The organism is Curtobacterium sp. WHRI 8282, from assembly GCF_040223925.2.
GTDB lineage: Bacteria > Actinomycetota > Actinomycetes > Actinomycetales > Microbacteriaceae > Curtobacterium > Curtobacterium flaccumfaciens.
Genome location: NZ_JBEHCD020000003.1, coordinates 380,996 through 404,113, shown reverse-complemented (window position 1 = coordinate 404,113; position 23,118 = coordinate 380,996). Strand labels below are relative to the sequence as shown.

The window sequence follows — 23,118 nt, the reverse complement described above, 5'->3', positions numbered from 1 at the left end:
GAGACGGTATCGTCGAGCAATGATCAGGTCCATCCGCCGCGGCGAACGGCCCGCCGTGTCCGACGCCGGTCCCCAGCGTCAGCTCACCGACCGCGCGACCCCCGAACTGTGGGGAGCGCTCGTCGGGAGCGCCGTCGCGCTGCCCGGCGTCGAAGAGGGGCACAGCCAGGTGTCGCCGGCGTCGTCACGCGCGTTGTTCCTGCGCGATCAGCGCGACCACGTCGTCCCGTGGACGTCACTGGCACCGGACGGACGACTCGAGCCCGTGCACCTGCACGGCGTCGAGGACACCTCGGTCCACCTCTGCCTCCCGGTCGCACGGGGAGCCGAACTGACCGAGCTCGGCTGGGCGATCCCGCACCAGTACGAGGACCACGGAACCGAGTTCATGGTCTACGGCCCGCGCGACGTCGAGGAACTCGCGGTCGTGCTGTCGATCATCGAGGAGAGCCTCGCGTTCGCTCGTGACCCTGGCGACGAACGCCCGGCGCACCACCCCGCCTGATCACTTCGCGTCCAGCGACACCTCACGGCCGGCCGCGCGCGTGAACTGTCGCTTAGCGCGAAAACCCGCGCGCGCCCGGCCCGCCCGCGCCCGCGTCACCCTGTGGGAGCACACATCTCCCCCCAACGGCGGACGCGGCGACGCCGAGCGCTCCCGTAGCGTCGAGGCCGTGATCGAAGTCAGCCATCTCACCAAACAGTACGGTCCGAAGACCGCCGTGGACGACGTCTCCTTCGTCGTGCGTCCCGGCAGTGTGACCGGCTTCCTCGGGCCCAACGGCGCCGGGAAGTCCACCACGATGCGCATGATCATGGGGCTCGACCGGCCCACGTCGGGCAGCGCCACCGTGAACGGCCAGCCCTACACGAGCTTCCGCGACCCGCTCCGGCAGGTCGGCGCCCTGCTCGAGGCGAAGGCCGTGCACTCGGGGCGCAGCGCCTACAACCACCTGCTCTCCCTCGCGGCGACCCACGGCATCCCGAAGTCCCGTGTGCACGAGGTCATCGACATGACCGGCCTCGACTCCGTCGCGAAGAAGCGCGTCGGCGGGTTCTCGCTCGGCATGGGGCAGCGCCTGGGAATCGCTGCCGCACTGCTCGGTGACCCGAAGACCCTGATCCTCGACGAGCCCGTCAACGGCCTCGACCCCGACGGCGTGCTCTGGGTGCGTCAGCTCGCCCGCCGCATGGCCGCCGACGGCCGCACGGTGTTCCTCTCCAGCCACCTGATGAGCGAGATGGCACAGACCGCCGACCGCGTGGTCGTGCTCGGCCGGGGCAAGGTCCTCGCCGACGCCCCGATCGCCGAGTTCGTCGCCGGTGGTGGCGCCGCTGCCGGCACCGATGCGGCCGTCAGCCGCGTCATCGTCCGCACGCCGGACCCGAACGGCCTGTTCACCGCCATCGGCCCGAACGCCGCGGTCACCCAGCGCGAGGACGGATCGTTCCTCGTCGTCGGGCCCGACGCCCCGACGGTCGGCAACATCGCCGCGCAGGCCGGCGTCCCCCTGCACGAACTCACCCCGACCGGCGCGAGCCTTGAGGAGGCCTACATGGCCCTCACCCGCGACGACGTCGAGTACCGATCGGAGGGCACCCGATGAGCGCCACCACCTCGCCCACCACGCCGTCGACCCGGATGAGCGGCTCGACCCGTCTGTCGTTCCCGCACCTGGTGCGGAGCGAGTGGATCAAGCTGCGCAGCATCCGGTCCACGTTCTGGTGCTACGCGATCCTGGTCGTCGTCACGATCGGCATGGCCGCGCTGGTCGGAGCGAACACGAACAGCGGCGGGCAGGACCTGCCGACGGACATCGCCAACGGCACGTTCGTCAACGCCAACACCGTCGGCGTCCTGCTTTCGTCGCTCGTCGTCGGCGTGCTCGGCGTCCTCATCATCACCGGTGAGTACGGCACGGGCCAGGTCCGCTCGACCTTCACCGCCGACCCCCGTCGCACCGGCGTGATCCTGGCGAAGGCCACCGTCCTCGCCGTCACGACGTTCGTGGTCAGCGCCGTCGCGACCTGGATCGGCGTCCTCATCTCGCTCCCGCTGCTGGCCGGCAACGGTGTCGAGCCGGAGATCGGCGACCCGTCGGTCTTCATGCCGATCCTCGGTTCGTCGGTCTTCCTGACCCTGCTGGCGCTCCTCGCCTACGGCATCGGCCTGCTCGTCCGCTCGAGCGCCGGTGGTATCGCGATCACGCTCGGCATCCTGTTGGTCCTGCCGGTGGTGCTGAGCCTGATGGCCGGGCTCATGAAGGTCGAGTGGCCGACGAACATCGCGGCGTTCCTGCCGGACATGGCCGGCGGGCAGCTGTACGCCTACGCGTACGACGGCGCGAGCGCGGCCGACAACAGCGGAGTCGTGCTGAACGGATGGGGCGGTTTCGGCGTCCTCGCGGCCGAGGTCCTGGTCATCGGTGGCCTCGCCCTGACGCTCGCGCGCCGTCGCGACGTCTGACGCGACCACCCACGGACGGGAGGCGCGGTGCCAGCTGGCACCGAGCCTCCCGTCGTTCCGCGGTGCGGGTCCACAGCGTCACTAGGCTCACAGCGTGCGTTCCGTCCCCGCCCTGCTCCTGCCCGCGATCGCGGGTGTGCTCCTGCTCGCCGCCTGCTCCGGGCCGCCGCCCGTCGACGAGGCGGCACTGCACGCCTGGGAGAAGCGCCAGATGGCCACCCACTCGGACCGGGATCTCGGGGCGATGTACGCCCCGGAATCCGCCGGGCAGAGCGCGACGGGGAACGACGACGAGATCGACCGTGGCATCACGATCACGTTCGCGCACCCGGAAACGGTCGGCCACCTCGAGTTCTCGTGCTTCGGTGACGGGCACATGAGCGGTTCCGTCACGGTCGTCTCCGGGAGCACGTCGCGGAACAACATCACCGAGTCGATGCCCTGCGGCGACGGAGCGCAACGCATCGACCTGCGGCGGACCTGGCGTGCCGACGTCGACAGCATCTCCTTCAACGGGTTCGACAGCGACCGCGACAGCGCCTGGAACGTCCGCGTGATCGGCGCGGAGCCCGTCGAGGACTGACCGAGCGCTCAGGACCGCCGGACGTCGTACCGGTGCAGGGTGACGCCGTTGTCGTAGCGCTGCTGCTCGAGCAGGTCGAGCTGCACGAGCGAGCGGTGCCCCGAGAGCGGCGGATCGAACAACGGGCGGCCGGCGCCGAGCACCGACGGGTGCGTGAAGAGCATGACCTCGTCGAGCAGCCCGGCATCGAGCAGCTGACTCGCGATGCTCGGCCCGCCCACGCCGATGTCGCCTTCGCCGGAGGCACGGATCGAAGCCAGCTCGGCGATCGCGTCGCCGTCACCACCGATGACCCGGGTGTCGTGGTCGGCGGTGGTCCGTGTGCGGGACACCAGGATCTTCGGCTGCGCGGTCCAGATCTCGCCGTACTCGCGCAGGTACTGCGGCATCGACTCGTCGTGCCGGGCGTCGGGCCAGAACGGGTCCATCATGTCGCGCACCACCCGGCCCTCGACGGACAGGGTCATCGCCGCGGCGCGGGCGTTGAACTCGCGGTGCAGCGGTTCGTCGATCCGGATCCAGTCGGGTCCGTCCAGGCCGTCGTGCTCGCCTGGGGCCCGTTCGACGAACCCGTCGACGGAGACGTTGATCCAGTAGACGAACCTCGCGGGCATGGCATGACTCCTTCGTCGAGCCGAGCGTACGCTCGCGCACGTCGCCCGTCGACACCCGCAGTCCCTCCAGCAGCACCTCCCTCAACGACGAGAGCAGGTCAGGCATGCGCCGATCGTCCACCGCACTCCTCGCCGTCGTGACGTTCCTCGGCGTCGCGACCACGGGCCTCCAGGCTGCACCAGCGGATGCGTCCGCGGTGCCGGGCGGAACCATCCGGGCGACCACCACCACGACCGTGGCGTCGAGCGCCGCCAGCCGGCACGGCCGCACGGCACCCAACCACCAGAACCCGGTCGCGCTCAGCCTGCCCGACGGGCAGACGGCCGCGAGCTGCGCGGACCCGACCGTGATCCACGGAGCCGGACGCGACCGCAACTGGTACCTGTACTGCACCACCGACGCGCTCACCACGACGGAGCAGAACCCCGACGGGTCCCTCGTGCAGCACGCCGTGCCCACGTACCGGTCGACCGACCTGACCCACTGGACGTACGTGAACGACGCCTTCCCGACGAAGCCCGCCTGGGTGGGCGACGCGAACGGGATCTGGGCGCCGGACGTCGTGTACCGCGCCGGGGACCGTGGCCGGGCTGGCACCTGGTACCTGTACTACGCGGCGTCGGACACCCCGTCGGCGACGGGCCCGAGCGGCGGCGGCTCCGCGGTCGGGGTGGCGACGAGCTCGAGCCCGACGGGTCCGTGGAAGGACTCCGGCGGACCGGTTGTGGCACCGCAGACCGCACCGAACGGCGACGGCGCGCGGTGGGCCTTCGACCCCGAGGTCATCACCGACGGCGGCACGACCTACCTGTACTTCGGCAGCTACTTCGGCGGCGTGAACGTCCGGCGGCTCAGCGCGGACGGCCTGCGATCCGACCCGTCGACCGAGCGGCAGATCGCGATCGACAACCGCTACGAGGGCGCGTACCTGATGCGGCACGGCGGCTGGTGGTACTTCATGGGCTCCGCCACGAACTGCTGCAACGGCGCCCTGACCGGCTACGGCGTCTTCGTCGCCCGGTCACGGAGCCCGCTCGGGCCGTTCACGGACCGCGACGGTGTGGCGATCACGAGCACCCGGGTCGGCGGGACGCCCCTGCTCGCGCAGAACGGCAACCGCTGGGTGGGGACGGGGCACAACACCGTGGTCACCGACTTCGCCGGCCAGGACTGGATCATCTACCACGCGGCGGACCGCACCGACCCGTACTACGCGGGGCAGCCGACCTACACGAAGCGGCCGGCGCTGATCGACCCGCTCGACTGGCAGGGCGGCTGGCCGGTCGTCCGCGGTGGTGCGGGGCCGTCCGACACGGTGCAGCCGGGGCCGGTCGCGCAGCCCGGGCAACGGCCGACGTACCGGGCGTCCACCGCCCCGGTCGACGTGCCGGGGCGGACGATCCGTGGGCTGTCGACCTCGTTCGACGGTGCCGCGCTGCCCGCCGCGCTCACGTGGACGCGTGCGCCCGACCCGTCCACCTGGTCCGTCGCCGACGGCACGTTCCGCTGGCAGACGCAGGACGCCGACATCCACCCGCCGTCGACGCCGCTCGCATCGGTGTTGTCCGAACCGGCGCCCCGTGGTGACTACGTGCTCCAGACCACGGTCGGGGTGGACACTCCGGCCACCGGCGACGGCCTGAACTACGTGCAGGGCGGCCTGATCGTCTGGGGTGACGACGGCAACTACGTCCGGCTCACGTCGAACTCGATCTTCAACACGCGACAGACCGAGTTCGGCAAGCAGGTGTCCGGGCAACCGGCCGGGGCGCCGAGCTACGGCAACATGGTCGTCGGTCCGGTCGGGGACACCACAACGCTCCGGATCGTCCACCGCGAGGTCCGGGGTGAGGACCGGTACACCGCGTACACGAGCCTGGACGGTCGGCACTTCGTCCGGGGCGGGACCTGGACGGCGGACCTCGGCAGCGCACCCCGCGTCGGGCTCATCTCGCTCGGAGGCTCCGGCTTCACCAGCACCTTCGAGGACCTCCGCGTGAGCACGGTCGCGACGCGTCGCTGACGGGGTGGACCCGCAAAACACCGGTGTTCGCAGGCTGAACCGCGGTCTGCGCGTGTTCGACCCGCGAACACCGGTGTCTTGCAAGCCGCACGGCCGCCGCCGCACGGCCGCACGGCCGCGCCGCCGCAGGGCCGCGCCGCCGCACGGCCGCGCCGCCGCACGGGCCCCGTTCAGCCGCGAAACGTCGCCCGTCAACGAGATACCCGTCGGGATGCGAAGATGCATCGTTGGTGCCGGAGCCGAGAACGAGGGTTGGATGATCCCGACGGAAGAACACGACGCGAGCGCGCCGCTGCTCGACGGTCGGTACCGCGTGGAGCAAGCGATCGGCCAGGGCGGCATGTCCGTCGTCTACCGGGGTGTGGACGAGAGCCTGCACCGCCCGGTCGCGATCAAGCTCTTCCACGCGGGCATCGTCGACATTGCCCGGCAAGAGGCCGAACTCGGCGTGCTGGCGTCCCTTGAGCACCACAACCTCGTCAGCCTGCTCGATGCCGGTGTCGTCACCGGGCAGGACGGCACGCAGCAGCGCTACATCGTGATGTCGCTCGTCGTCGGGCAGGACCTCGAGGAGCGCCTGGCCGTCGGCCCGCTCGCCTCGCGGCACATCGCCGAGATCGGCTACGACATGGCCGAGGCCCTCGACTACATCCACGCCCACGGCGTCGTGCACCGCGACATCAAGCCGTCGAACATCCTGCTCGTCGACTACGGCAACGGCTCCGACCGGGCCCGCGCGCGCCTGACCGACTTCGGCATCGCGCTCGCCGCCGGCGTCGAACGCCTGACCGCTGACGGTGTGACCACCGGCACCGCCGCGTACCTCAGCCCCGAGCAGGCGCGCGGCGGTGAGGTCGGCCCGCCGAGTGACGTGTACTCGCTCGGCCTCGTGCTGCTGCAGTGCTTCACCCGCCGCCGCGAGTTCCCGGGCTCGCTCGTCGAGTCCGCCGTCGCCCGGCTGTCCCGCGACCCCGTGGTCCCCGAACCCCTGCCCGAGCACTGGAAGCACCTGCTCCGTGCCATGACCGCGCAGGACCCCGCGGCCCGCCCGCTCGGCGCCGAGCTGGTCACGATGCTCCGCGACGTCGTGATCGCGGAGACCGCCACGAGCGACCACGTGGTCGAGCCGACCGACGAGACAGCCCAGGTACCGACGCGCCCCGAGACGGACCGCCCGGCGACCCTCGACACCCTGCCCAACGAGTCGCTGCAGCGCACCACGGCGATGGCCGCACGGCTCTTCGACGCACCGATCGCCCTGGTCGAGGTCCTCGACGAGGACCGCGAGTGGTCCCAGTCGTACATCGCCGAGGGCATCGACGAGGCAGCCCGCAGCATCAGCTTCCGCAACGGCTTCGCCCCGGTCCCCGTCCCCGTCGTTATCCCGGACGGCTCCGCGCACCCCGAGATGCGGAACAGCCCCCTGGTCACCGGCCCGCTCGGCATCCGCTTCTACGTCAGCGTCCCGCTCGTGAAGCACGACGGCGCACCGATCGGGACCCTCGCCGTGCTCGACACCCGCCCGCGGCAGGCCACCGAGGACGACCTCGCGAACCTCCGCGACCTGGCGGCGCTCGCCGTCTCGCAGCTCGAGATCCGCCAGGAGTCCCTGCGCACGACCAGCGACTCGCTGCCGGTCCCACGGGTGGTCGGCGACCACACCGCCTGACGGGAGGCCCGGTGCCAGGCCGCACCGCGCCTCCCGACCGTGCGGTGGTCGCGCCCACCGCCGCGCCGACGCCGTCCGCCGAGCGGTCACGATCCGTCGCCTGGCGCGCTCCCGCGCGACGGTCCGTGACCGCTCGACCACCTGCCAGCGGTGCGTCGTGACCACTCGCGGATCCGATGCCCGGCTGACCGACTCCCGCCGAGCGGGCGAAATGCCGGGGTGCCTTCGCGTGCTGACCCGGGTGTTCCGCCCGTTCGTGGTGGTGGGGGTTCGTGCGCGTCGGTTGGCGCTGCCGAGCGGGCGGAATGCCCGGGTGCCTCCGTGTGTCGACCCGGGTGTTCCGCCCGTTCGCGGTGGTGGGGGTTCGTGCGCGTCGGTTGGCGCTGCCGAGCGGGCGAAATGCCCGGGTGTCTCCGTGCGCCGACCCGGGTGTTCCGCCCGCTCGCGCGGGGCGCGCTCAGCCGAGGCGGGTCGCGGCGAGGCCGCCGTCGACGTCGATCGTGGCGCCGTGCACGAAGGTCGCCTCGTCGGAGGCCACCCACCGCACGGCGAAGGCGACGTCGACGGGGCGGACGGGTGCTCCGGCGGGGGTGCCCGCCGTCATCTGCGCGAGGACGTCGTGCGAGTCCGCGTTGCCCGGTGTCGCGGTGGCCCCGGGCGACACGGTCGACACCCGGACGCCGTGCGGTCCGAACTCGGCTGCCCAGGCGCGGGTCAGCTGCTCGACCGCGGCCTTGGTCGCCGGGTAGAGCGCCGTGAACGGGACACCGACGCGGGACATCCACGAGCCGATGTTCACGACGACGCCCGAGCCGCGTTCGACCATCGCAGGGGCCAGCGCTCCAACCAGCACGTGCGGCGCGCGGACGTTCGTGGCCCAGAGGGCTTCCGCGTCGTCGTCGGCGAGCAGTGCGGTGGGGCCGACCGGGTAGACGCCGGCGTTGTTGACGAGCACGTCGACCCGGCCGCCGAGGGCCTCGGTTGCGCGGGCGGCGAGGTCACGGACCGCGTCGGGGTGGGTGTTCAGGTCGCCGATCACGGCCACGGCGGTGCCTCCGGACGCGGTGATGGTGTCCACCACGGCCTGCGTGCGCTCCGGGTCGCGGCCGGCGACCGCGACGGTGGCGCCGGAGGCGGCGAGGACACGGGCGACGGCTTCACCGATGCCGCTCGAGGCGCCGGTCACCAGCGCGGTGCGGCCGGCCAGTCGGTCGTCGGTGGTCAGGGAGTCGAGGAGTGCTTCGTTGGTCTGCATGCTCCGATGCTCGGTCCGACGGACCCGGCGGTGATTGCCCAGGACTCCGGAGTGCTTGCCGGATCCCGCACGGGCACCACTCGCGCCGGATGCCTCGACAGAATGGGCACATGGACGACGTCACCTCGGACCGGCTGGACCGTGCGCTGCAGAGCGTCCTCGCCCACCTCGACGACACTGAGCGCGCCGGACGGCTCGGCCTCCGCCTGGCCCGGGTCGACCGTCCGACCGACCTCGGGTACCAGCGCTACACGCCGTCGGTGTCGGTGGTGCTCGCCGGACGGAAGCGCTCGATAGTGGGGGACGACGACCAGCTCTGGGGTCGGGAACGCTTCATCATCACGCCCGTCGACCTGCCCGTGATCGCCGGGGTGGTCGAGGTCGAACCACCCGCGGGGTTCGTCGCGGTCGTCTGGCAGCTCGACCCCGCGGTGGTGGCCGAGGTCGCGACGGCGATGTCCCGCCCGCACCAGGACGAGGCGCCGCCGGCACGACTCGGCAGCTGGACCCCGGCCCTGGCGGACGCGTTCGCCCGACTCGTCGGACTGCTCGATGCTCCGGAGGACATGGCCGTCCTCGCCCCGCTCGTCACCCGCGAGGTGGTGCTCCGCCTGCTGCAGACGGACCAGGCACCGCGCATCCTGGCCGCGATCGGCAACCGGGACGGCGACGTCGTCGCCGCGGCAACCGCCCTGCTCACAGAGCGGCTGGCGGACCCGTGGTCGGTGGCGGTCCTGGCTGCGGCGGTCCGGACGAGCGAGTCGACACTGTTCGCACGCTTCCGGCAGGTCACCGGCATGAGCCCCGTGCAGTACCTGCGGCGGCTGCGTCTGGGGGAGGCCCGGCGGCGGATGATCGTGCTCGGTGACACCGCCGCCCAGGCTGCGGCGGCGGTGGGGTACCGGAGCGCCTCGCACTTCTCGCGTGACTACCGCGCGCTGCACGGCCGGCCACCGGCTGCCGACGCCGGTCGGGCCCGTGCACTGCTCGCACGGGGTGAGGTCGCGATCGCCTGACGCGCGTCAGTCCTCGGTGAGGGCCGCAGCGTAGGCGCGGACGGACCGGTGGTACCGGGGGAGTGTCGGCTCGACGGCCTCGATCGCGACGCGCAGCGCCTCGGCGGAGCGTCCCGCGCTGTGCAGGGCGAGCGCGAGGAACACCCGCGGTGCCGCCCCGGTGGCCGGGTGCTCCGGCGCGTCGCGGAGCATCGCGATGGCCGCGTCGATCCGGCCGAGGTTCCGCAGGGTCGAGGCGTGCTGGACGACCATCCTGGCTGCGCGGTCCGGGTCGACGGAGTCCAGGCCGGCTGCGGTCGCGGCGGCGTACTGCACGTCGGCATCGGCCTCGTGTCCGCCTGAGTCGAAGGCACCCCCGAGCTCGAACGCGCCGAGCGCTGCGTGCGGAGCGTCGGCGGCGAGGTCGCGCATCCGCTCGATCCGCTGCTGGTCGTCGATCGTCTCGTCGTCCCACAGCGCCGCGACGCGTGACTCCCAGTCCCCTGTGCTCATCCAGCGAGCGTAGCGCCGTCGGTGATCGTCGCGCGGAACGAGCGGACCAGCGGTTCGCCGGGCTGCACGACGGCGGGGGTGTCCCACGCCAGGGCCGAGCCGATCGCGGGGTACTCCTCAGCGCGGACGAACCAGGGGTCGTGGTGGTCGACGGCCTCGATCCGGATCGTCGCCGGACCGCCGTCGAACACCGCCGACCAGGTGATCCAGGGTGTGACCGAGCCGTGCACGGCGGTCTCGCCCTCGGCGTCGGCGGTCCGGACGGCGACCCCCGTGCACTCGGGGAACCGCCAGAAGAAGCCGCCGTAGCCGGCTCCGGTCCGGCCGTTGCTGCCCGGGCCCCCGAGGTGCACCGGGGTGTCACCCGGGGTGCGGAACGACGACGACCAGGACAGTTCCCACCCGCTGGTGACCGCGCGCCAGCGGAGAATGCGGTCCTCGCGCAGGACCACCGTGCGGTCCGGACCCCGCCAGACGAGTGCCTCGGCGGACATCGTGTCGTGCTGCTCCGCCTGCACGACATCGACCGAGCCGTGGTCGTCGCGCCACACGTAGCCGAGCCTCGCGACGTAGGTCCGGCCGCCCCAGCAGTTCACGCCGTTGACGTCGGGGATCGCGACGCCGACACCGCAGTGCCAGTCGTGGTCGCCGGGGCGGTGCGCGCTGACGACGGTGCCGCCGAGGGTCCGGACCGGGTGCAGGTACGGCCGAGGGGACGACGTGGCGATCGTGCCGGCGCCGCTGCGTTCGACGGCAACCTCGACACCGTCCACGACGAGTGCGCGGATGCCGTCGTCGGTGCTCACACCGCCGACGCTACCCGCGCGTCAGCCGGGCGAGCACGACGCTGTCGAGCACCTCGTGCGGATCACCCTCCGGTGTCGTCGCGGTGCGCGGCCGGACCTCGGCGACCAGGACGTCCCACCCGTCGTCGAGCTGCAGGGCGGCGAGGTCATCGGCCGGCGCGGGGAACCGGTACTCCCGCAGCTCGGGCGGCAGGTCGTCGTGCGGGGGAGCGGCGTGTGCGGTGACGAGCAGGTGCCCACCGACGTCGACGAAGCCGGCGGCCCGACGCAGGATGTCGGCTCGGGGGATCTCCACCGGCCACGACTGCAGGAACGACGCGGTCACCAGGTCGAACCGCGCGGCGGTGTCCCACCGGCCGAGGTCAGCGGCGACGAACGCCGTCCGGTCCTGCACCCCGGCGGCGACGGCAGCCCGCGAACCACGCCGGAGCGCCGTCACGGACAGGTCGATGCCCGTCACGTCCCAGCCCTGCTCGGCGAGCCACACCACGTCGCCGCCCTCGCCGCAGCCGAGGTCGAGCGCCCGCCCCACCGGCAGCCCCCACGTCACCGAGGCGAGCACGGCGTTCACCCGGCCGGACCAGATGCCGTCGCGCTCGGCGTAGCGGGCCTCCCACCACTCCCGGGCGGACGGTGCGGCGGTGACATCGGTGACATCGGTGGCAGATCCGGCGGCGGAGCCGTCGTGGTGGGTGTGCATGCACCTACTCCAGCGCACGTGCCGGGCCGGACCCAAGCGGTGTTGCCGACCCGGCAACACCGCACCGTGCGAGGCGGGCGCTACCCGGGCCTCCCGTCCGCCCCGATCGTGAGCAGAAGGTGTCGGGTCGGCTCGACGGACCCGACCATTCCTGCTCACGAAGCGGGCGAAGCGAGCGAGCTCGAGCGAGCGAGCGTGCGAGCACGCCCTACTCGTCGGCGGGCAGCGGCTCGGCGTGCTCGATGCGTGCGCTCGCCGTGGCCATGTGCGCGTCCATCGCGCGCTGCACGGCGGACACGTCGCGGACGCGCAAGGCCTCGAAGACAGCGCGGTGCTCGTGGAACGCGGCCTCGGTCGCCTGCCTGGTCTGCACGCGCCGCGCGACCCAGACGCTCAGCATCGAGCGCAGGCTCTGCAGCAGGTCGGCGAGCACGTCGTTGCCGGACGCCCGCGCCAGCAGGACGTGGAACCGGACGTCGGCGTCGATGAAGGCCTGCGGGTCGTCGAGCGTCGCCTCCTGCCGGACCAGGTACTCGCCGAGTTCGGTGATCTGCTCGTCGGTGGCGCGCTGTGCGGCGAGGATCGCGGCCGTGCGCTCCAGCGAGGACCGGATCTCGAGCAGCTCGCGGGTGCGGTTCGACGCGAGCATGAGGCCCCACGACAGGGTCGTCGGGAGCAGGTCCGAGGTGCCTCCGCGCAGGTAGGTGCCCGAACCGGGGCGGATCTGCACGATGCCCAGGATCTCGAGGGCGGCGAGGGCCTCACGGACGGCCGAGCGTCCGACGCCGAGCCGCTCGGACAGGATCCGCTCCGAGGGCAGCCGTGAGCCGGGGGCCAGTTCGCCGGCGGTGAGCAGCGAGACGAGCTGTCGGGCGACCACCGAGGCGGGGGACCCGACGGGCACGGACTCGAGTTCGAGTCGGATGTTGAGGGGGTCGTCCGGGCTGAACGCGGGCATGCAGTGAGCGTACCGGTCGGTCAACCGGTTGCCTGGGGAGCGTCGCTCAGGCGACCGACATTGCGCAAGAAGCAGCGCGGAACGCGCGGAATGGTCAACCGGTTGACAAGTTGACCGACCGCGACGCACACTGGATCAGGCGCACCGATGCGCCCGCTCTCGATCCGCGCAGCAGCACGGAGCATCCCGGCGAAGCCGACCGGAACATCCCGGCCCGGCCGCCAGGACCGTCCCGGCGCAGCCGCCAGGACCGTCCCGGCGAAGCCGCCAGGACGGGAGTCGTACCACCCCCACCGAGCAGGAGTCATCGTGGACATCCCCGCCACGCGAGGCATCCCCACCTCGGTCGTCGAGAAGACGGCCATCCGCAAGATCGCGATCCGCATCGTGCCGTTCGTGGCACTGATGTTCTTCATCAACTTCCTCGACCGCACCGCGATCTCCTTCGCCGCCCCCAACGGCATGGAGGCCGACCTCGGCCTGACCGCCGCCCAGTTCGGCTTCGCGTCCGGTGTGTTCTTCATCGGTTACCTCGTGCTCGAGGTGCCGTCCAACCTGGCGCTGCACAAGTTCGGCGCCCGGATCTGGCTCGCCCGCATCATGATCACGTGGGGCATCGTGTCCCTGCTCTTCACGTGGGTGCAGAACTACCCGCAGCTCGTCGGCCTGCGCTTCCTGCTCGGCATCGCCGAGGCCGGCTTCTTCCCCGGCGCGATCCTGTTCCTGTCGACCTGGGTCCCGGCCCGTCACCGCGGCAAGATGCTCGCGCTCTTCTACCTGGCGCAGCCGCTCACGAGCGTCATCGGTTCCCCGCTCGCCGGCTGGCTGATGACCCACGAGGGGATCCTCGGCGGCCTGGCCGGATGGCGCTTCATGTTCCTCTGCGTCTCGATCCCGGCGATCATCGTCGGCGTCCTGTGCCTCTTCGTCCTCAAGGACAAGCCGTCGCAGGCGAAGTGGCTCGACGAGGACGAAAAGGTCTGGCTGGAGACGACGCTCGCTGCCGAGAGTGCCGCGAAGGGCGGCGGGGACGGTCACGGCAAGGGCGGCCTGCGGGCGGCCTTCGGCTCCGGCCGCGTCTGGATGCTCGCCGCGGTGTACTTCGGCTTCATCTACGGCCTCTACGCGCTCAGCTTCTTCCTGCCGACGATCATCGACGGCTTCCAGGAGCAGTTCGGCACCACGTTCGACCTGTTCCAGAAGGGCCTGATCACGGCCATCCCGTACGTGCCCGCCGCGGTGGTCCTGTACTTCTGGTCGCGTGACGCCTTCCGTCGTGGCGTCCGGGTCTGGCACATCGCCGTCCCGGCCCTGGTCGGTGGCCTGAGCATCCCGGTCGCGCTCTACATGAACAGCCCGGCCGCCACCGTCGCGGTCATCGCGATCACGGCGTGTGCGATCTTCGCGGCCCTGCCGAACTTCTGGACGGTCCCCACGCAGTTCCTGACCGGTGCCGCCGCAGCCGCGGGGGTCGCCCTCATCAACACCGTCGGCAACCTCGGTGGGTTCGCCGCCCCGTACATCACGGGTGCGGTCAGCGAGTGGACCGGCGGGTACCAGGTGCCGATGTTCATCGTCGGGTTCTTCATGGTGCTGTCGAGCGTGCTCATGTTCGTGCTCGGCCGGAACACGAAGCGCAACGAAGCGGCCGCCGCGGCGTCCGCAGCCGACACCGCGGTCGCTGCCACGGACGGACCGACCGCCATCGCGAAGGAGGCCGGCGCATGACCCGCCTGTTCAACGACCCCGCGGACTTCGCCGACGAGATGGTGGACGGCTTCGTCGCCGCCAACCGCGCCCGGGTGCGCAAGGTGCACGGCGGGGTCGCCCGCTCCACCACCAGCCCCGAGGGCACCGTCGCGCTCGTCGTCGGCGGTGGCTCCGGCCACTACCCGGCCTTCGGTGGCCTCGTCGGGCACGGCCTGGCTGCCGGTGCCGCGATGGGCAACCTGTTCGCCAGCCCGAGTGCCCAGCAGGTCACCGCGGTGGCGAAGGCGTCCGAGCACGGCGGCGGCGTGCTGCTGAGCTACGGCAACTACGCGGGTGACGTCCTCAACTTCGACGCCGCGGCACGGGCACTCGAGGCACAGGGCATCGACGTCCGTACGGTCCGCGTGACCGACGACGTCGCGTCCGCGCCCGCCGACCAGGCACACAAGCGTCGCGGCATCGCGGGGGACCTCTGCGTGTTCAAGGTGGCCGGCGCGGCCGCTGAGCGTGGCGACGACCTCGACGCGGTCACCGCGATCGCGACCAGGGCCAACGACCGCACCCGCAGCTTCGGGGTCGCGTTCTCGGGGTGCTCCCTGCCCGGCGCCGACGAGCCGCTCTTCACCGTCCCCGAGGGGCGCATGGCCATCGGCATGGGCATCCACGGCGAACGCGGCATCGCCGAGGCCGACGTCCCCACCGCGGACGGCCTGGCCGACCTGCTCGTCGACAAGCTCCTCACCGAGCGACCCGACGACACCGGCACCGGCACCGGCACCGGCACCGGCACCACAACACACGGCACCGCAACAGCACCCGCCGGCCCCCGCGTCGTCCCGATCCTCAACGGCCTCGGCTCGGTGAAGTACGAGGAACTCTTCGTCGTCTTCGGCGCCGTCCAGCGGAAGCTCACCGACGCCGGCATCGTCGTCGTCGAGCCCGAGGTCGGCGAACTCGTCACGAGCTTCGACATGGCGGGCGTCTCGCTCACCCTGTTCTGGCTCGACGACGAACTCGAGCAGCTCTGGGCAGCCCCCGCCGACGCCCCCGCCTACCGCAAGGGCGGCGCCGTCCCGCAGCAGCCGGTGCCGGTCGAGGTGCTCGAAGCCGGCGTGGTCGTGCCCGTCACACCCGGCAGCGAGGCGTCCCAGGCCTCGGCCGCCCGCGTCGCGGCCGCGATCACCGCGATCCGCGCCACCATCGACGACCACGCCGACGAGCTCGGCCGCATCGACGCCGTCGCCGGTGACGGCGACCACGGCATCGGGATGCAGCGCGGCTCCACCGCCGCCGACCGTGCGGCACAGGACGCCGCCGCACGTGGCGCCGGCGCCGGTTCGGTCCTCGCGATCGCCGGCGACGCCTGGTCCGACAAGGCCGGTGGGACGTCCGGTGCGATCTGGGGCGCCGCCCTGGAGGCACTGGGTCGCGTCCTCGGGGACGAGTCCCGTCCGACACCCGCCACCGTCCAGAGCGCGGTGCACGCCGCCGCCGAAGCCGTCCTGGCCTTCGGAGCCGTCCCCGGCGACAAGACGATGGTCGACGCGCTCGTGCCGTTCGACCAGGTCTTCTCCGCCCGGGTCGACGCCGGCGACGAACTCGTCGACGCCTGGTCGGCCGCCTCGGCCGCAGCGCAGACCGCGGCGGACGCCACCGCCGACCTGTTGCCCCGGATGGGCCGTGCCCGCACCCACGGCGAGGACGCCGTCGGCACCCCGGACGCCGGCGCGATCTCGTTCGCGCTCATCACCGCCGCGGTCCGCTCGTCCATCGCCGTCCCCGCCTGACCCCCACCACGAAAGGCACACCCGCATGAGTGAGCAGCAGTTCCGCATCGTCGTCGGTTCGGACGACGCCGGCTTCGACTACAAGGAGGTCATCAAGGCCGACCTGGCGAAGGACCCCCGCGTGGCCTCCGTCGTCGACGTGGGCGTGGACGCCGACGGCCACACCGCCTACCCGCACGTCGCCGTCGACGCCGCCCGTCTGGTGGCGAACGGCGAGGCCGACCGCGCGATCCTGATCTGCGGCACCGGCCTCGGCGTCGCGATCGCGGCGAACAAGGTCCCCGGCATCCGCGCCGTGACCGCGCACGACTCGTTCTCGGTGGAGCGCTCGATCCTGTCGAACGACGCCCAGGTGCTCTGCATGGGCCAGCGCGTCGTCGGGGTCGAGGTCGCGCGCCGGATGGCGAAGGAGTGGCTCGGCTACACCTTCGACCGGACGAGCGCGAGCGCCGAGAAGGTCAACGCGATCTGTGCCTACGACGGCTCCGCCCCGGTCGGGACCGACGCCTGATGCCCGCGACCACGGTGGCCGCCCCGGTGACGATCGGGGTGTCGCTCAAGATGTACTTCAGCCATGCCCGGACGCTCGAGTGGGCGGCCGCCGTGGCCGACATCGCCCGGAGCCACCCGGCGGTGCGGTCCGGCGCGGTCGAGCTCTTCGTGGTGCCGACGTTCCCGTCGCTCGTCCCGGTCCGAGCGATCCTGACCGGGTCAGGCGCTCCGGTGCTGCTCGGTGCCCAGGACCTCGCCTGGGCCGACGAGGGTGCCTTCACCGGCGAGGTCTCCGGCGCCGAACTCCGTGAGATCGGGGTCGACCTCGTCGAGATCGCACACGCCGAGCGCCGCTCCCTGTTCCACGAGACGGACGACGAGATCGCCGGCAAGGTGCACGCGGCGTACCGCAACCACCTGCGGCCCCTGGTCTGCATCGGCGAGACCGAGCGCGCCGCCGACGGCGACCCCGCGGCCGCGATCTCCGAGGTCACCGCGCAGCTCGACCGGTTCCTGGCGACCGCGACCGCCGACGGCATCGCCGGACCGCTCATCGCCGCGTACGAGCCGGTGTGGGCGATCGGCGCCCCGCAGCCCGCGCCCGACGAGCACATCGTCGCGGTCCTGGCCGGCATCGAGCAGCACCTGGCGACCCGGCGGGAGCTCGCCGGCTCCGTCGCGATCTACGGCGGCAGTGCCGGTCCGGGCCTGCTGACCCGGGGTGCCGGACGCATCGGCGGCCTGTTCCTCGGCCGCTTCGCCCACGACCCCGAGGCGATGCGCACGATCCTCGACGAAGCCGAGGCGCTGGCCGCGACGCAGGACGGAGCACCGGCATGACCTCCCTGCTCGGCCTCTCCACCTACGCCTACTTCTGGCGCATGTCCGACCGCGCCCCGTCGCCGATGTCCCTCGACGACGCCCTGCGCGACGCCGCGTCGCACGACGGCGTCGACCTGTTCCAGATCTGCGACCACCTGCCGCTCGACACCGCGACCGACGAGCGCCTGGCCTCGATCCGGTCCCTGGCCGCCGACCTCGGTCTCACGCTCGAGGTCGGCACCCGCGGCACCCGGCCGGAGCACCTCGCCCGGTACCTGCACGTCGCGGAGCAGCTCGGCGCGACCCTCGTGCGGAGCATGTGGACGAGCGGCGACGACCAGCCCGACGCGGCCGAGACCGAACGACGCCTGCGGCAGGCGCTCCCCGCCTACGAGCGCGCGGGCGTGACCCTCGCGCTGGAGACCTACGAGGTCGTCGCCACCGCCGACCTCGTCGCGGTCGTCCAGGCGATCGGCTCCGACAACCTCGGAATCTGCCTCGACCCGGCGAACACCGTCGCCCGGCTCGAACACCCGGGGGACGTCGTGGCGATGACCGCCCCGCACGTCGTCAACTGGCACGTCAAGGACTCCGCCTTCACCCGCTCACCGGGCTGGGTCGGGTTCCAGTACACCGGCGTCCCGATCGGCACCGGGGTCCTCGACCACGACGCCGTCCGCGCCGCGCTCGAGCCGGACACCCGGGGGATCAACCGCGTCATCGAGTTCTGGCTGCCGTGGCAGGACGAGCACGCGGGCGCCGAACCGCTGCCGGGGGAGCCCCCCGCACAGACCACCACCCGCATCGAAGCGGCGTGGACCGAACACACCATCGAGTACATCAGGAGCAAGGAATCATGACCGACACCGTCACCACCCCCCACACCGTCGCTGCCGGATCCGGCACGGCCGACGTCACCGTCGCCGTGATCGGTGCCGGCGGCAAGATGGGCACCCGCGTCTCGAACAACTTCGCGAAGAGCGAGTACACCACCCTCTACAGCGAGGCCTCGCCCGCCGGCCAGGAGCGCATCCAGGCCCTCGGCCGCGAGATCACCGACAGCCTCGACGCCGCGAAGGCCGCCGACGTCGTCATCCTCGCCGTCCCGGACGTCCTGCTCGGCACCATCTCCGAGCAGCTCGTCCCCGTCATGAAGTCAGGCGCCAGCATCCTGACGCTCGACCCGGCCGCCGCCTACGCGGGTCTCCTCGCCAAGCGCGAGGACATCCACTACGCCGTGGCGCACCCGTGCCACCCGTCGGTGTTCCTCGAGCGCACCACCAAGGCCGAGTGGGACGACACCTTCGGTGGCATCGCCGCCCCGCAGGAGGTCATCGCGGCCTTCGACGCCTCGGAGTCGCTCGGCGACGAGGGCGACCGTGCCAAGGCCGTCGCCGAGGCCGTCATCACCACGATGTACGCCCCGGTCATCCAGGTGCACTGGGTCACGGTGAAGCAGCTGGCCGTGCTCGAGCCGACCCTGGTCGAGACGATCGCCTGCATGATCGGCGACTTCCTCAACGACGCCCTCGAAGAAACCGTCACCGGTGTCGGCGTGCCCCGCGAGGCCGCCCGCGCCATGCTCTACGGCCACACCTGGATCGCGCTGACCAACGGCCTGCGCGGCTCGAACCCGTTCTCCGACGCCTGCCACATCGCGATGGGCTACGGCCGCGAGAAGCTCATCAAGGAGGACTGGAAGCAGGTCTTCGACGACAGCGAGCTCGACTCGGTCATCGCGAAGATGCTCAAGATCGACGCCGTCCGGCGCTGAGCCGGACCGCCACCGACCACCGCGCCGACCCGTCAGCGTGCCCGGACCGGAACGCCCCGCCGACCCCCTTCCGGCGGGGCGTTCCCCATGCCGTCGGCGGCCACGAACCCCCGCGGCCCCCACGCCTCGGCCAGCGTGATCGAGGCCACGCCCGGCACGGTCAGCGCCCGCACCGCGTCGGCGAACCACCGCGCGGCGGCCGACGTGTGCTGCGCCGGGTCCGTCGCGTCCGGAACGGTCTCCGGGCGGTAGCCGTGCTCCACGGTCGCGTCCGTCACGACCCGGGTCGGCGCCGTCGCCACCGCGTTCCACCGTGGCCGCAGCGTCACCGGTCCGACGTGCAGCGCCCTGCCGGCGGCCAGCCTGGAGGCGCTGCTCACCACCCAGCGCTGCATCCGGATCGACTCGGTCACCTGTTCGGGCGACCGGTCGTGCATCTGCGGCGTCACGCTGCAGGTCAGGGGGCCGTCCCAACCCGAGAACACCGCGATCGAGCGGTTCAGCTCGGTGAAGTGGGCCCAGGTACCGGCGACGACCTCCAGCGCGCCGACCGCTGCCGCCGCTTCGCGCAGTGCCCGCTGCAGCGCCGGCGTCGTCACGTGCGACACCGGGTCGAACGCCCCGACGCGCGCCACCGGCCCGCCCTCGAGCACCGCGTCGATCGCCGCGCGCAGCAGCACCGGGTCGTCGGTGACGAACCGGACGTCCAGGGGAGCGCCACCCGCGTCCCGGCGGGCCGAGGCGAGCACCGCCTCGACGTTTGGGGCGCCGAGGGTCGGCTCGACCAGGATCGGGAACCCGCGGAGCAGGTCGGCGTCGTCCGGGCGCGCAGCGACCGGTGCCGAACCCGCGAGCAGCTGGAGCGTCGGCGGCGGCGTGACCACGGCACCGGGAGCGGGCCCGTCGAGCGCCGCCAGGTCCGGGGTGGGGGAGGCCGCGCCTCCCGACCGGGTGCCCCGACCCCCTGCTGAGCCGACCGCCGTCGCACGCAGGGTGAGCCCCTGCCGGATCGTCGTCCCCGGCGTGATCGCGACCGGGAACGGCTCGGCGAGCGGCGTCGAGTACGTCTTGAACGAGGCGTCGGTCCAGTTCCGCTGGTCCTCGGTCTCGAACACGTCGCCGGTCAGGTCGAGCGACAGCACGACCGGACCCGCAGCCCAGTCGAGCCCGGCGATGTCGACGGCCGGCTGGTGCGGCGCGATCCAGAACGGGAACGCCGTCGCGGCAACGCCACCGGACGGGTGCCGCACCGTCAGCGGCTGCCCGGCCAGGGTCGGCGGGTGCAGGACGACGAGCCCGATGCGGTTGCGGCGGAAGGCCCGTGTGACCGTCCCGACCGCGGCGACCCGAAGGGTGTCGTCGTCGACCGTGACCTCGAGGACGGTGCGGACGACCTCGACGCCGTCGTACCGTGCGCTGGTCTCGATGCGGATGCGCCCATCGTCACCGTCCACCTTGCGTGTCAGCACGGTGTCGTCGGCGGTGCGCCAGTCGTGGTCGCGGACGACGAACCGGACGGCGCGCAGGACGAGCGTGCCCCGGAACGTGACGTCGGCGAGTTCGGCTCCGCGCAGGGCCAGACGCCAGGGCCAGACGGACACGATCTCGTCGTTCGACGTCGCAGTCATGGTGCATGCCTAGCACCGGTCAACCGGTTGGGCAATGATGGGTGTGACGGAGCAGCGCTGCTCCGAGGACGGAGTCCCACATGACCGCACGACTCGACGGCCGGACCGCACTCGTCACGGGAGCGGGGTCCGGCATCGGCCGCGCGATCGCCGACCGGTTCGTGGCCGAGGGGGCCACCGTCGTCTACGCCGACCGCGACGCCGATGCGGCCGCCGGTGCCGCCGCCGCAGCCGGCCAGACCGCGACCGGCCTGACGATGGACATCGCCGACGAGACGAGCGTGGCCGCGGGGTTCGCCGGACTGGCCGACCGTGGTGCGAGCCCCGACGTGGTGGTCGCGAACGCCGGTGTGCAGCTGTTCGGCCACGACGCGAAGGTCGCCGACCTGTCACTGGAGACCTGGGACCGCACGGTCGCGGTCAACCTCACCGGCACGTTCCTGACGATCAAGCACGCCGTCCGGGCGATGCTCGCGAGCGGCACCGGCGGGTCGGTCATCGCCACGGGGTCGCCGACCGGCCTGAACGGCGAGGGCGCCGACTTCGCGGCGTACTCCTCGACCAAGGGCGGCATCCACGCACTCGTCCGGGCGACCGCGATGGCCTACGCGCGGGACGGCATCCGGGTGAACACGGTCGTGCCGGGCTACACCGAGACCGGCCTCGTGTCGGCGATCTCCGGTGACCCCGAGGCCCGAGCCGCGATCGTCGCCCGCACACCCCTCGGCCGCCCCGGCACCCCCGACGACGTCACCGGCATCATGGTCTACCTGGCCAGCGCGGAGTCGTCCTACGCCACCGGCGCGGAGTTCCGCGTCGACGGCGGCATGACGAGCCTCTGACCCGTCTCACGCCCGCCGCCGAACCCCCCGCACCGCCCTGGAGGCCCGGTGCGGCCCCGTCAGGCCGTCTCGCGCCCGGCGAGCAGCGCGCCCAGGGCTGCGGCACCGCCCGCAGCGTCGGGCACGGTCACCATCCGCGCCTGCCCGCCGCGGAGCCGCGCGACCAGCCCCGGCCCGGACCGCACGACGTAGGCGACGCCGCGGCCCGAGATCCGGTAGCCCCAGCCGCCCCACTGGCCCGGGGTCACCTGCTCCCACCCGCACGACTCGATGCGCTCCAGCGGGACGCGCATGAGGGGGATCCTCGTCCAGGTGGACGTGAGCCGCATGCCGCGACGGTCGACGGTGAGTTCCACCCGCGCCAGCACCAGCACGGCGATCCCCGCGATCACCATCGCCAGTCCGGAGACGACCGCCGTCGTCACCCCGGCCGATGCCGTCCAGACGGCGGTGCCGACGCCGAGGACCACGACGACCGCCCCGATGACCGCGAACCACCGGCTGCCGACGCGTGCGCGCCAGGCGACGCGGGTGTCGGGCCCGACCACCAGGGGAGCGACCTCGTGGGCCGGCACGGGTGCAGCGACCCGGAACAGTGCGAGCACGGGGACGGCGGCGACCACCACGGCGACGAGCAGGAACGGGACCGTCCACCAGGGGGACAGGGTGCCGTCGCCGGCCGTGTTCGTCCACGCGAGCACGACCCAGGCCGAGCCGAGGGTCCCGGCCAGCAGGTTCGCGACGAGCAGGACCGTGGCTGCTGTCCGCCTGTCGCGCCAGCGCAGCGCGGAGAACGCGAGGACGACGGCCACCAGTGCCACCGCCAGGGTGACCCAGAAAGCCATCCACGGTGACCCCCAACCGTCCGCGGTGCCGTCCGTCCGGAAGTGGATCGCGATCCGCGCGGGCATGGTGGACGCCGCGAGGACCGCGGTGAGCACCAGTCCCACCGCGACCAGGAGCCCTGGTGCCGTCACGGCCAGCCGTGTGCCCGTGGTCATCGGTCGAGTCGTCATCGTGCCCCCTTGATCATCGTGAACAGGTCGTCGAGCGAGACACCCAGGGTGTCCGCCTGGTCGCGCAGCTCGTCGACGAGCGTGCGCAACCGGTCGAACGAGGCGTTGCCCGATCGCAGGACCGTCGCGCCGCGGCCGCGCCGCAACTCGATCAGTCCGTCCTCCTGCAGCAGCGCGTAGGCGCGCAGGACGGTGTGCATGTTGACGTCGACCGAGGCGGCGAGGTCCCGCGCAGCGGGCAGTCGTTCGCCGTTCCGCAGCTCGCCGCGGGCGATCGCGTGCCGGATCTGGGTGGCGACCTGTTCCGCCAGGGTCGCTCGCGCACGCGGGTCGACGGTGATCAACATGTTCGCATTCTATGCGAACAATCCGACGTCGCACCAGGGCTGCTCCACCCGTTCGGACCCTGTTTGGCCGCGGAACGCAGCACGTGGTTCCGCGGCTCCCGGCACGCGTACCGTCC

General features: G+C 72.5%; 23 protein-coding genes. 14 read left to right on the top strand and 9 right to left on the bottom strand.

Annotated features, from left to right (window positions below):
- The first annotated feature begins 19 nt into the window (after positions 1–19).
- From ABRP24_RS12795 to ABRP24_RS12780, 4 genes are all read left to right on the top strand, one after another.
- The gene (locus tag ABRP24_RS12795; protein WP_027465130.1) at positions 20–505 is read left to right on the top strand and encodes a luciferase family protein; all 486 of its coding nucleotides are present in this window, start codon (positions 20–22) and stop codon (positions 503–505) included.
- Between the two features lie 169 nt (positions 506–674).
- Positions 675–1,607 (top strand): ABC transporter ATP-binding protein, encoded by a 933-nt coding sequence (locus ABRP24_RS12790; protein ID WP_027465129.1) that lies wholly within the window; start codon positions 675–677, stop codon positions 1,605–1,607.
- Positions 1,604–2,467 carry an ABC transporter permease gene (locus ABRP24_RS12785; RefSeq protein WP_301582291.1) on the top strand — a complete coding sequence of 288 codons (864 nt, stop codon included), beginning with the start codon at positions 1,604–1,606 and terminating at the stop codon, positions 2,465–2,467. The genes ABRP24_RS12790 and ABRP24_RS12785 overlap by 4 nt, the downstream gene beginning before the upstream one ends.
- Positions 2,468–2,561: 94 nt before the next feature.
- Positions 2,562–3,050 carry a hypothetical protein gene (locus ABRP24_RS12780; RefSeq protein ID WP_301582292.1) on the top strand — a complete coding sequence of 163 codons (489 nt, stop codon included), beginning with the start codon at positions 2,562–2,564 and terminating at the stop codon, positions 3,048–3,050.
- A gap of 8 nt (positions 3,051–3,058) precedes the next feature.
- Here ABRP24_RS12780 and ABRP24_RS12775 read toward each other — a convergent pair whose 3' ends face one another.
- The gene (locus ABRP24_RS12775; protein WP_301582293.1) at positions 3,059–3,664 is read right to left on the bottom strand and encodes a dihydrofolate reductase family protein; all 606 of its coding nucleotides are present in this window, start codon (positions 3,662–3,664) and stop codon (positions 3,059–3,061) included.
- Positions 3,665–3,768: 104 nt separating this feature from the next.
- Between ABRP24_RS12775 and ABRP24_RS12770 the strand changes: the two genes are divergently transcribed.
- Positions 3,769–5,688 carry a family 43 glycosylhydrolase gene (locus ABRP24_RS12770; protein WP_349850032.1) on the top strand — a complete coding sequence of 640 codons (1,920 nt, stop codon included), beginning with the start codon at positions 3,769–3,771 and terminating at the stop codon, positions 5,686–5,688.
- 256 nt (positions 5,689–5,944) lie between these two features.
- A complete protein-coding gene (locus tag ABRP24_RS12765; protein WP_349850034.1) occupies positions 5,945–7,357 on the top strand; it encodes a GAF domain-containing serine/threonine-protein kinase in 1,413 nt (470 codons plus the stop codon).
- 457 nt (positions 7,358–7,814) lie between these two features.
- Here ABRP24_RS12765 and ABRP24_RS12760 read toward each other — a convergent pair whose 3' ends face one another.
- Positions 7,815–8,612 (bottom strand): SDR family NAD(P)-dependent oxidoreductase, encoded by a 798-nt coding sequence (locus ABRP24_RS12760; protein ID WP_232750876.1) that lies wholly within the window; start codon positions 8,610–8,612, stop codon positions 7,815–7,817.
- Positions 8,613–8,722: 110 nt separating this feature from the next.
- Between ABRP24_RS12760 and ABRP24_RS12755 the strand changes: the two genes are divergently transcribed.
- Positions 8,723–9,628 (top strand): AraC family transcriptional regulator, encoded by a 906-nt coding sequence (locus ABRP24_RS12755; protein WP_027465123.1) that lies wholly within the window; start codon positions 8,723–8,725, stop codon positions 9,626–9,628.
- Positions 9,629–9,634: 6 nt separating this feature from the next.
- Here ABRP24_RS12755 and ABRP24_RS12750 read toward each other — a convergent pair whose 3' ends face one another.
- The 4 genes from ABRP24_RS12750 to ABRP24_RS12735 form a co-directional block, all read right to left on the bottom strand.
- Complete coding sequence (locus ABRP24_RS12750; RefSeq protein WP_071246354.1) at positions 9,635–10,120, bottom strand: tetratricopeptide repeat protein; 486 nt, start codon at positions 10,118–10,120, stop codon at positions 9,635–9,637.
- Positions 10,117–10,926 (bottom strand): PmoA family protein, encoded by an 810-nt coding sequence (locus ABRP24_RS12745; RefSeq protein WP_301600137.1) that lies wholly within the window; start codon positions 10,924–10,926, stop codon positions 10,117–10,119. Before ABRP24_RS12745 ends, ABRP24_RS12750 begins: the two co-directional genes overlap by 4 nt.
- A 10-nt stretch (positions 10,927–10,936) precedes the next feature.
- Positions 10,937–11,626 (bottom strand): bifunctional 2-polyprenyl-6-hydroxyphenol methylase/3-demethylubiquinol 3-O-methyltransferase UbiG, encoded by a 690-nt coding sequence (locus ABRP24_RS12740; RefSeq protein ID WP_301566547.1) that lies wholly within the window; start codon positions 11,624–11,626, stop codon positions 10,937–10,939.
- Between the two features lie 208 nt (positions 11,627–11,834).
- Entirely contained in the window at positions 11,835–12,584 is a 750-nt protein-coding gene (locus ABRP24_RS12735) for a FadR/GntR family transcriptional regulator (protein WP_027465119.1), read from the bottom strand.
- A gap of 309 nt (positions 12,585–12,893) precedes the next feature.
- Between ABRP24_RS12735 and ABRP24_RS12730 the strand changes: the two genes are divergently transcribed.
- The 6 genes from ABRP24_RS12730 to ABRP24_RS12705 are packed head-to-tail and all read left to right on the top strand — an operon-like array spanning position 12,894 to position 19,169.
- On the top strand, positions 12,894–14,312 hold the full coding sequence (locus ABRP24_RS12730; RefSeq protein ID WP_214520738.1) for an MFS transporter: 1,419 nt from the start codon (positions 12,894–12,896) through the stop codon (positions 14,310–14,312).
- The gene (locus ABRP24_RS12725; RefSeq protein ID WP_349850038.1) at positions 14,309–16,081 is read left to right on the top strand and encodes a dihydroxyacetone kinase family protein; all 1,773 of its coding nucleotides are present in this window, start codon (positions 14,309–14,311) and stop codon (positions 16,079–16,081) included. Before ABRP24_RS12730 ends, ABRP24_RS12725 begins: the two co-directional genes overlap by 4 nt.
- A 25-nt stretch (positions 16,082–16,106) precedes the next feature.
- A complete protein-coding gene (locus tag ABRP24_RS12720; RefSeq protein WP_027465116.1) occupies positions 16,107–16,592 on the top strand; it encodes a ribose-5-phosphate isomerase in 486 nt (161 codons plus the stop codon).
- Entirely contained in the window at positions 16,592–17,413 is an 822-nt protein-coding gene (locus ABRP24_RS12715) for a triose-phosphate isomerase family protein (protein WP_349850040.1), read from the top strand. The genes ABRP24_RS12720 and ABRP24_RS12715 overlap by 1 nt, the downstream gene beginning before the upstream one ends.
- The gene (locus ABRP24_RS12710; RefSeq protein ID WP_232750869.1) at positions 17,410–18,255 is read left to right on the top strand and encodes a sugar phosphate isomerase/epimerase; all 846 of its coding nucleotides are present in this window, start codon (positions 17,410–17,412) and stop codon (positions 18,253–18,255) included. Before ABRP24_RS12715 ends, ABRP24_RS12710 begins: the two co-directional genes overlap by 4 nt.
- On the top strand, positions 18,252–19,169 hold the full coding sequence (locus ABRP24_RS12705) for a phosphogluconate dehydrogenase C-terminal domain-containing protein (protein ID WP_051596643.1): 918 nt from the start codon (positions 18,252–18,254) through the stop codon (positions 19,167–19,169). The genes ABRP24_RS12710 and ABRP24_RS12705 overlap by 4 nt, the downstream gene beginning before the upstream one ends.
- A gap of 32 nt (positions 19,170–19,201) precedes the next feature.
- Here the strand turns inward: ABRP24_RS12705 and ABRP24_RS12700 are convergent, their stop codons facing one another.
- Positions 19,202–20,797, bottom strand: coding sequence for a hypothetical protein (locus ABRP24_RS12700; protein ID WP_349850042.1), 1,596 nt, complete (start codon positions 20,795–20,797; stop codon positions 19,202–19,204).
- An 80-nt stretch (positions 20,798–20,877) separates the two neighbouring features.
- Between ABRP24_RS12700 and ABRP24_RS12695 the strand changes: the two genes are divergently transcribed.
- On the top strand, positions 20,878–21,639 hold the full coding sequence (locus tag ABRP24_RS12695) for an SDR family NAD(P)-dependent oxidoreductase (RefSeq protein WP_349850044.1): 762 nt from the start codon (positions 20,878–20,880) through the stop codon (positions 21,637–21,639).
- Positions 21,640–21,698: 59 nt separating this feature from the next.
- Here the strand turns inward: ABRP24_RS12695 and ABRP24_RS12690 are convergent, their stop codons facing one another.
- Positions 21,699–22,655 (bottom strand): DUF1648 domain-containing protein, encoded by a 957-nt coding sequence (locus tag ABRP24_RS12690; protein WP_349850046.1) that lies wholly within the window; start codon positions 22,653–22,655, stop codon positions 21,699–21,701.
- Positions 22,652–23,002, bottom strand: a complete 351-nt coding sequence (locus tag ABRP24_RS12685) for a GntR family transcriptional regulator (RefSeq protein ID WP_259410534.1) — start codon at positions 23,000–23,002, stop codon at positions 22,652–22,654. The genes ABRP24_RS12690 and ABRP24_RS12685 overlap by 4 nt, the downstream gene beginning before the upstream one ends.
- Positions 23,003–23,118: the final 116 nt, after the last annotated feature.

Excerpts from the sequence above, each read along its gene's own strand:
- ABRP24_RS12765 (WP_349850034.1), top strand. The coding sequence starts at position 5,945 with ATGATCCCGACGGAAGAACACGACGCGAGCGCGCCGCTGCTCGACGGT.
- ABRP24_RS12685 (WP_259410534.1), bottom strand. The coding sequence starts at position 23,002 with ATGTTGATCACCGTCGACCCGCGTGCGCGAGCGACCCTGGCGGAACAG.
- ABRP24_RS12690 (WP_349850046.1), bottom strand. The coding sequence starts at position 22,655 with ATGACGACTCGACCGATGACCACGGGCACACGGCTGGCCGTGACGGCA.
- ABRP24_RS12700 (WP_349850042.1), bottom strand. The coding sequence starts at position 20,797 with ATGACTGCGACGTCGAACGACGAGATCGTGTCCGTCTGGCCCTGGCGT.
- ABRP24_RS12795 (WP_027465130.1), top strand. The coding sequence starts at position 20 with ATGATCAGGTCCATCCGCCGCGGCGAACGGCCCGCCGTGTCCGACGCC.
- ABRP24_RS12740 (WP_301566547.1), bottom strand. The coding sequence starts at position 11,626 with ATGCACACCCACCACGACGGCTCCGCCGCCGGATCTGCCACCGATGTC.
- ABRP24_RS12695 (WP_349850044.1), top strand. The coding sequence starts at position 20,878 with ATGACCGCACGACTCGACGGCCGGACCGCACTCGTCACGGGAGCGGGG.
- ABRP24_RS12715 (WP_349850040.1), top strand. The coding sequence starts at position 16,592 with ATGCCCGCGACCACGGTGGCCGCCCCGGTGACGATCGGGGTGTCGCTC.
- ABRP24_RS12760 (WP_232750876.1), bottom strand. The coding sequence starts at position 8,612 with ATGCAGACCAACGAAGCACTCCTCGACTCCCTGACCACCGACGACCGA.
- ABRP24_RS12710 (WP_232750869.1), top strand. The coding sequence starts at position 17,410 with ATGACCTCCCTGCTCGGCCTCTCCACCTACGCCTACTTCTGGCGCATG.
- ABRP24_RS12725 (WP_349850038.1), top strand. The coding sequence starts at position 14,309 with ATGACCCGCCTGTTCAACGACCCCGCGGACTTCGCCGACGAGATGGTG.
- ABRP24_RS12720 (WP_027465116.1), top strand. The coding sequence starts at position 16,107 with ATGAGTGAGCAGCAGTTCCGCATCGTCGTCGGTTCGGACGACGCCGGC.
- ABRP24_RS12785 (WP_301582291.1), top strand. The coding sequence starts at position 1,604 with ATGAGCGCCACCACCTCGCCCACCACGCCGTCGACCCGGATGAGCGGC.
- ABRP24_RS12770 (WP_349850032.1), top strand. The coding sequence starts at position 3,769 with ATGCGCCGATCGTCCACCGCACTCCTCGCCGTCGTGACGTTCCTCGGC.
- ABRP24_RS12775 (WP_301582293.1), bottom strand. The coding sequence starts at position 3,664 with ATGCCCGCGAGGTTCGTCTACTGGATCAACGTCTCCGTCGACGGGTTC.
- ABRP24_RS12735 (WP_027465119.1), bottom strand. The coding sequence starts at position 12,584 with ATGCCCGCGTTCAGCCCGGACGACCCCCTCAACATCCGACTCGAACTC.
- ABRP24_RS12750 (WP_071246354.1), bottom strand. The coding sequence starts at position 10,120 with ATGAGCACAGGGGACTGGGAGTCACGCGTCGCGGCGCTGTGGGACGAC.
- ABRP24_RS12705 (WP_051596643.1), top strand. The coding sequence starts at position 18,252 with ATGACCGACACCGTCACCACCCCCCACACCGTCGCTGCCGGATCCGGC.
- ABRP24_RS12755 (WP_027465123.1), top strand. The coding sequence starts at position 8,723 with ATGGACGACGTCACCTCGGACCGGCTGGACCGTGCGCTGCAGAGCGTC.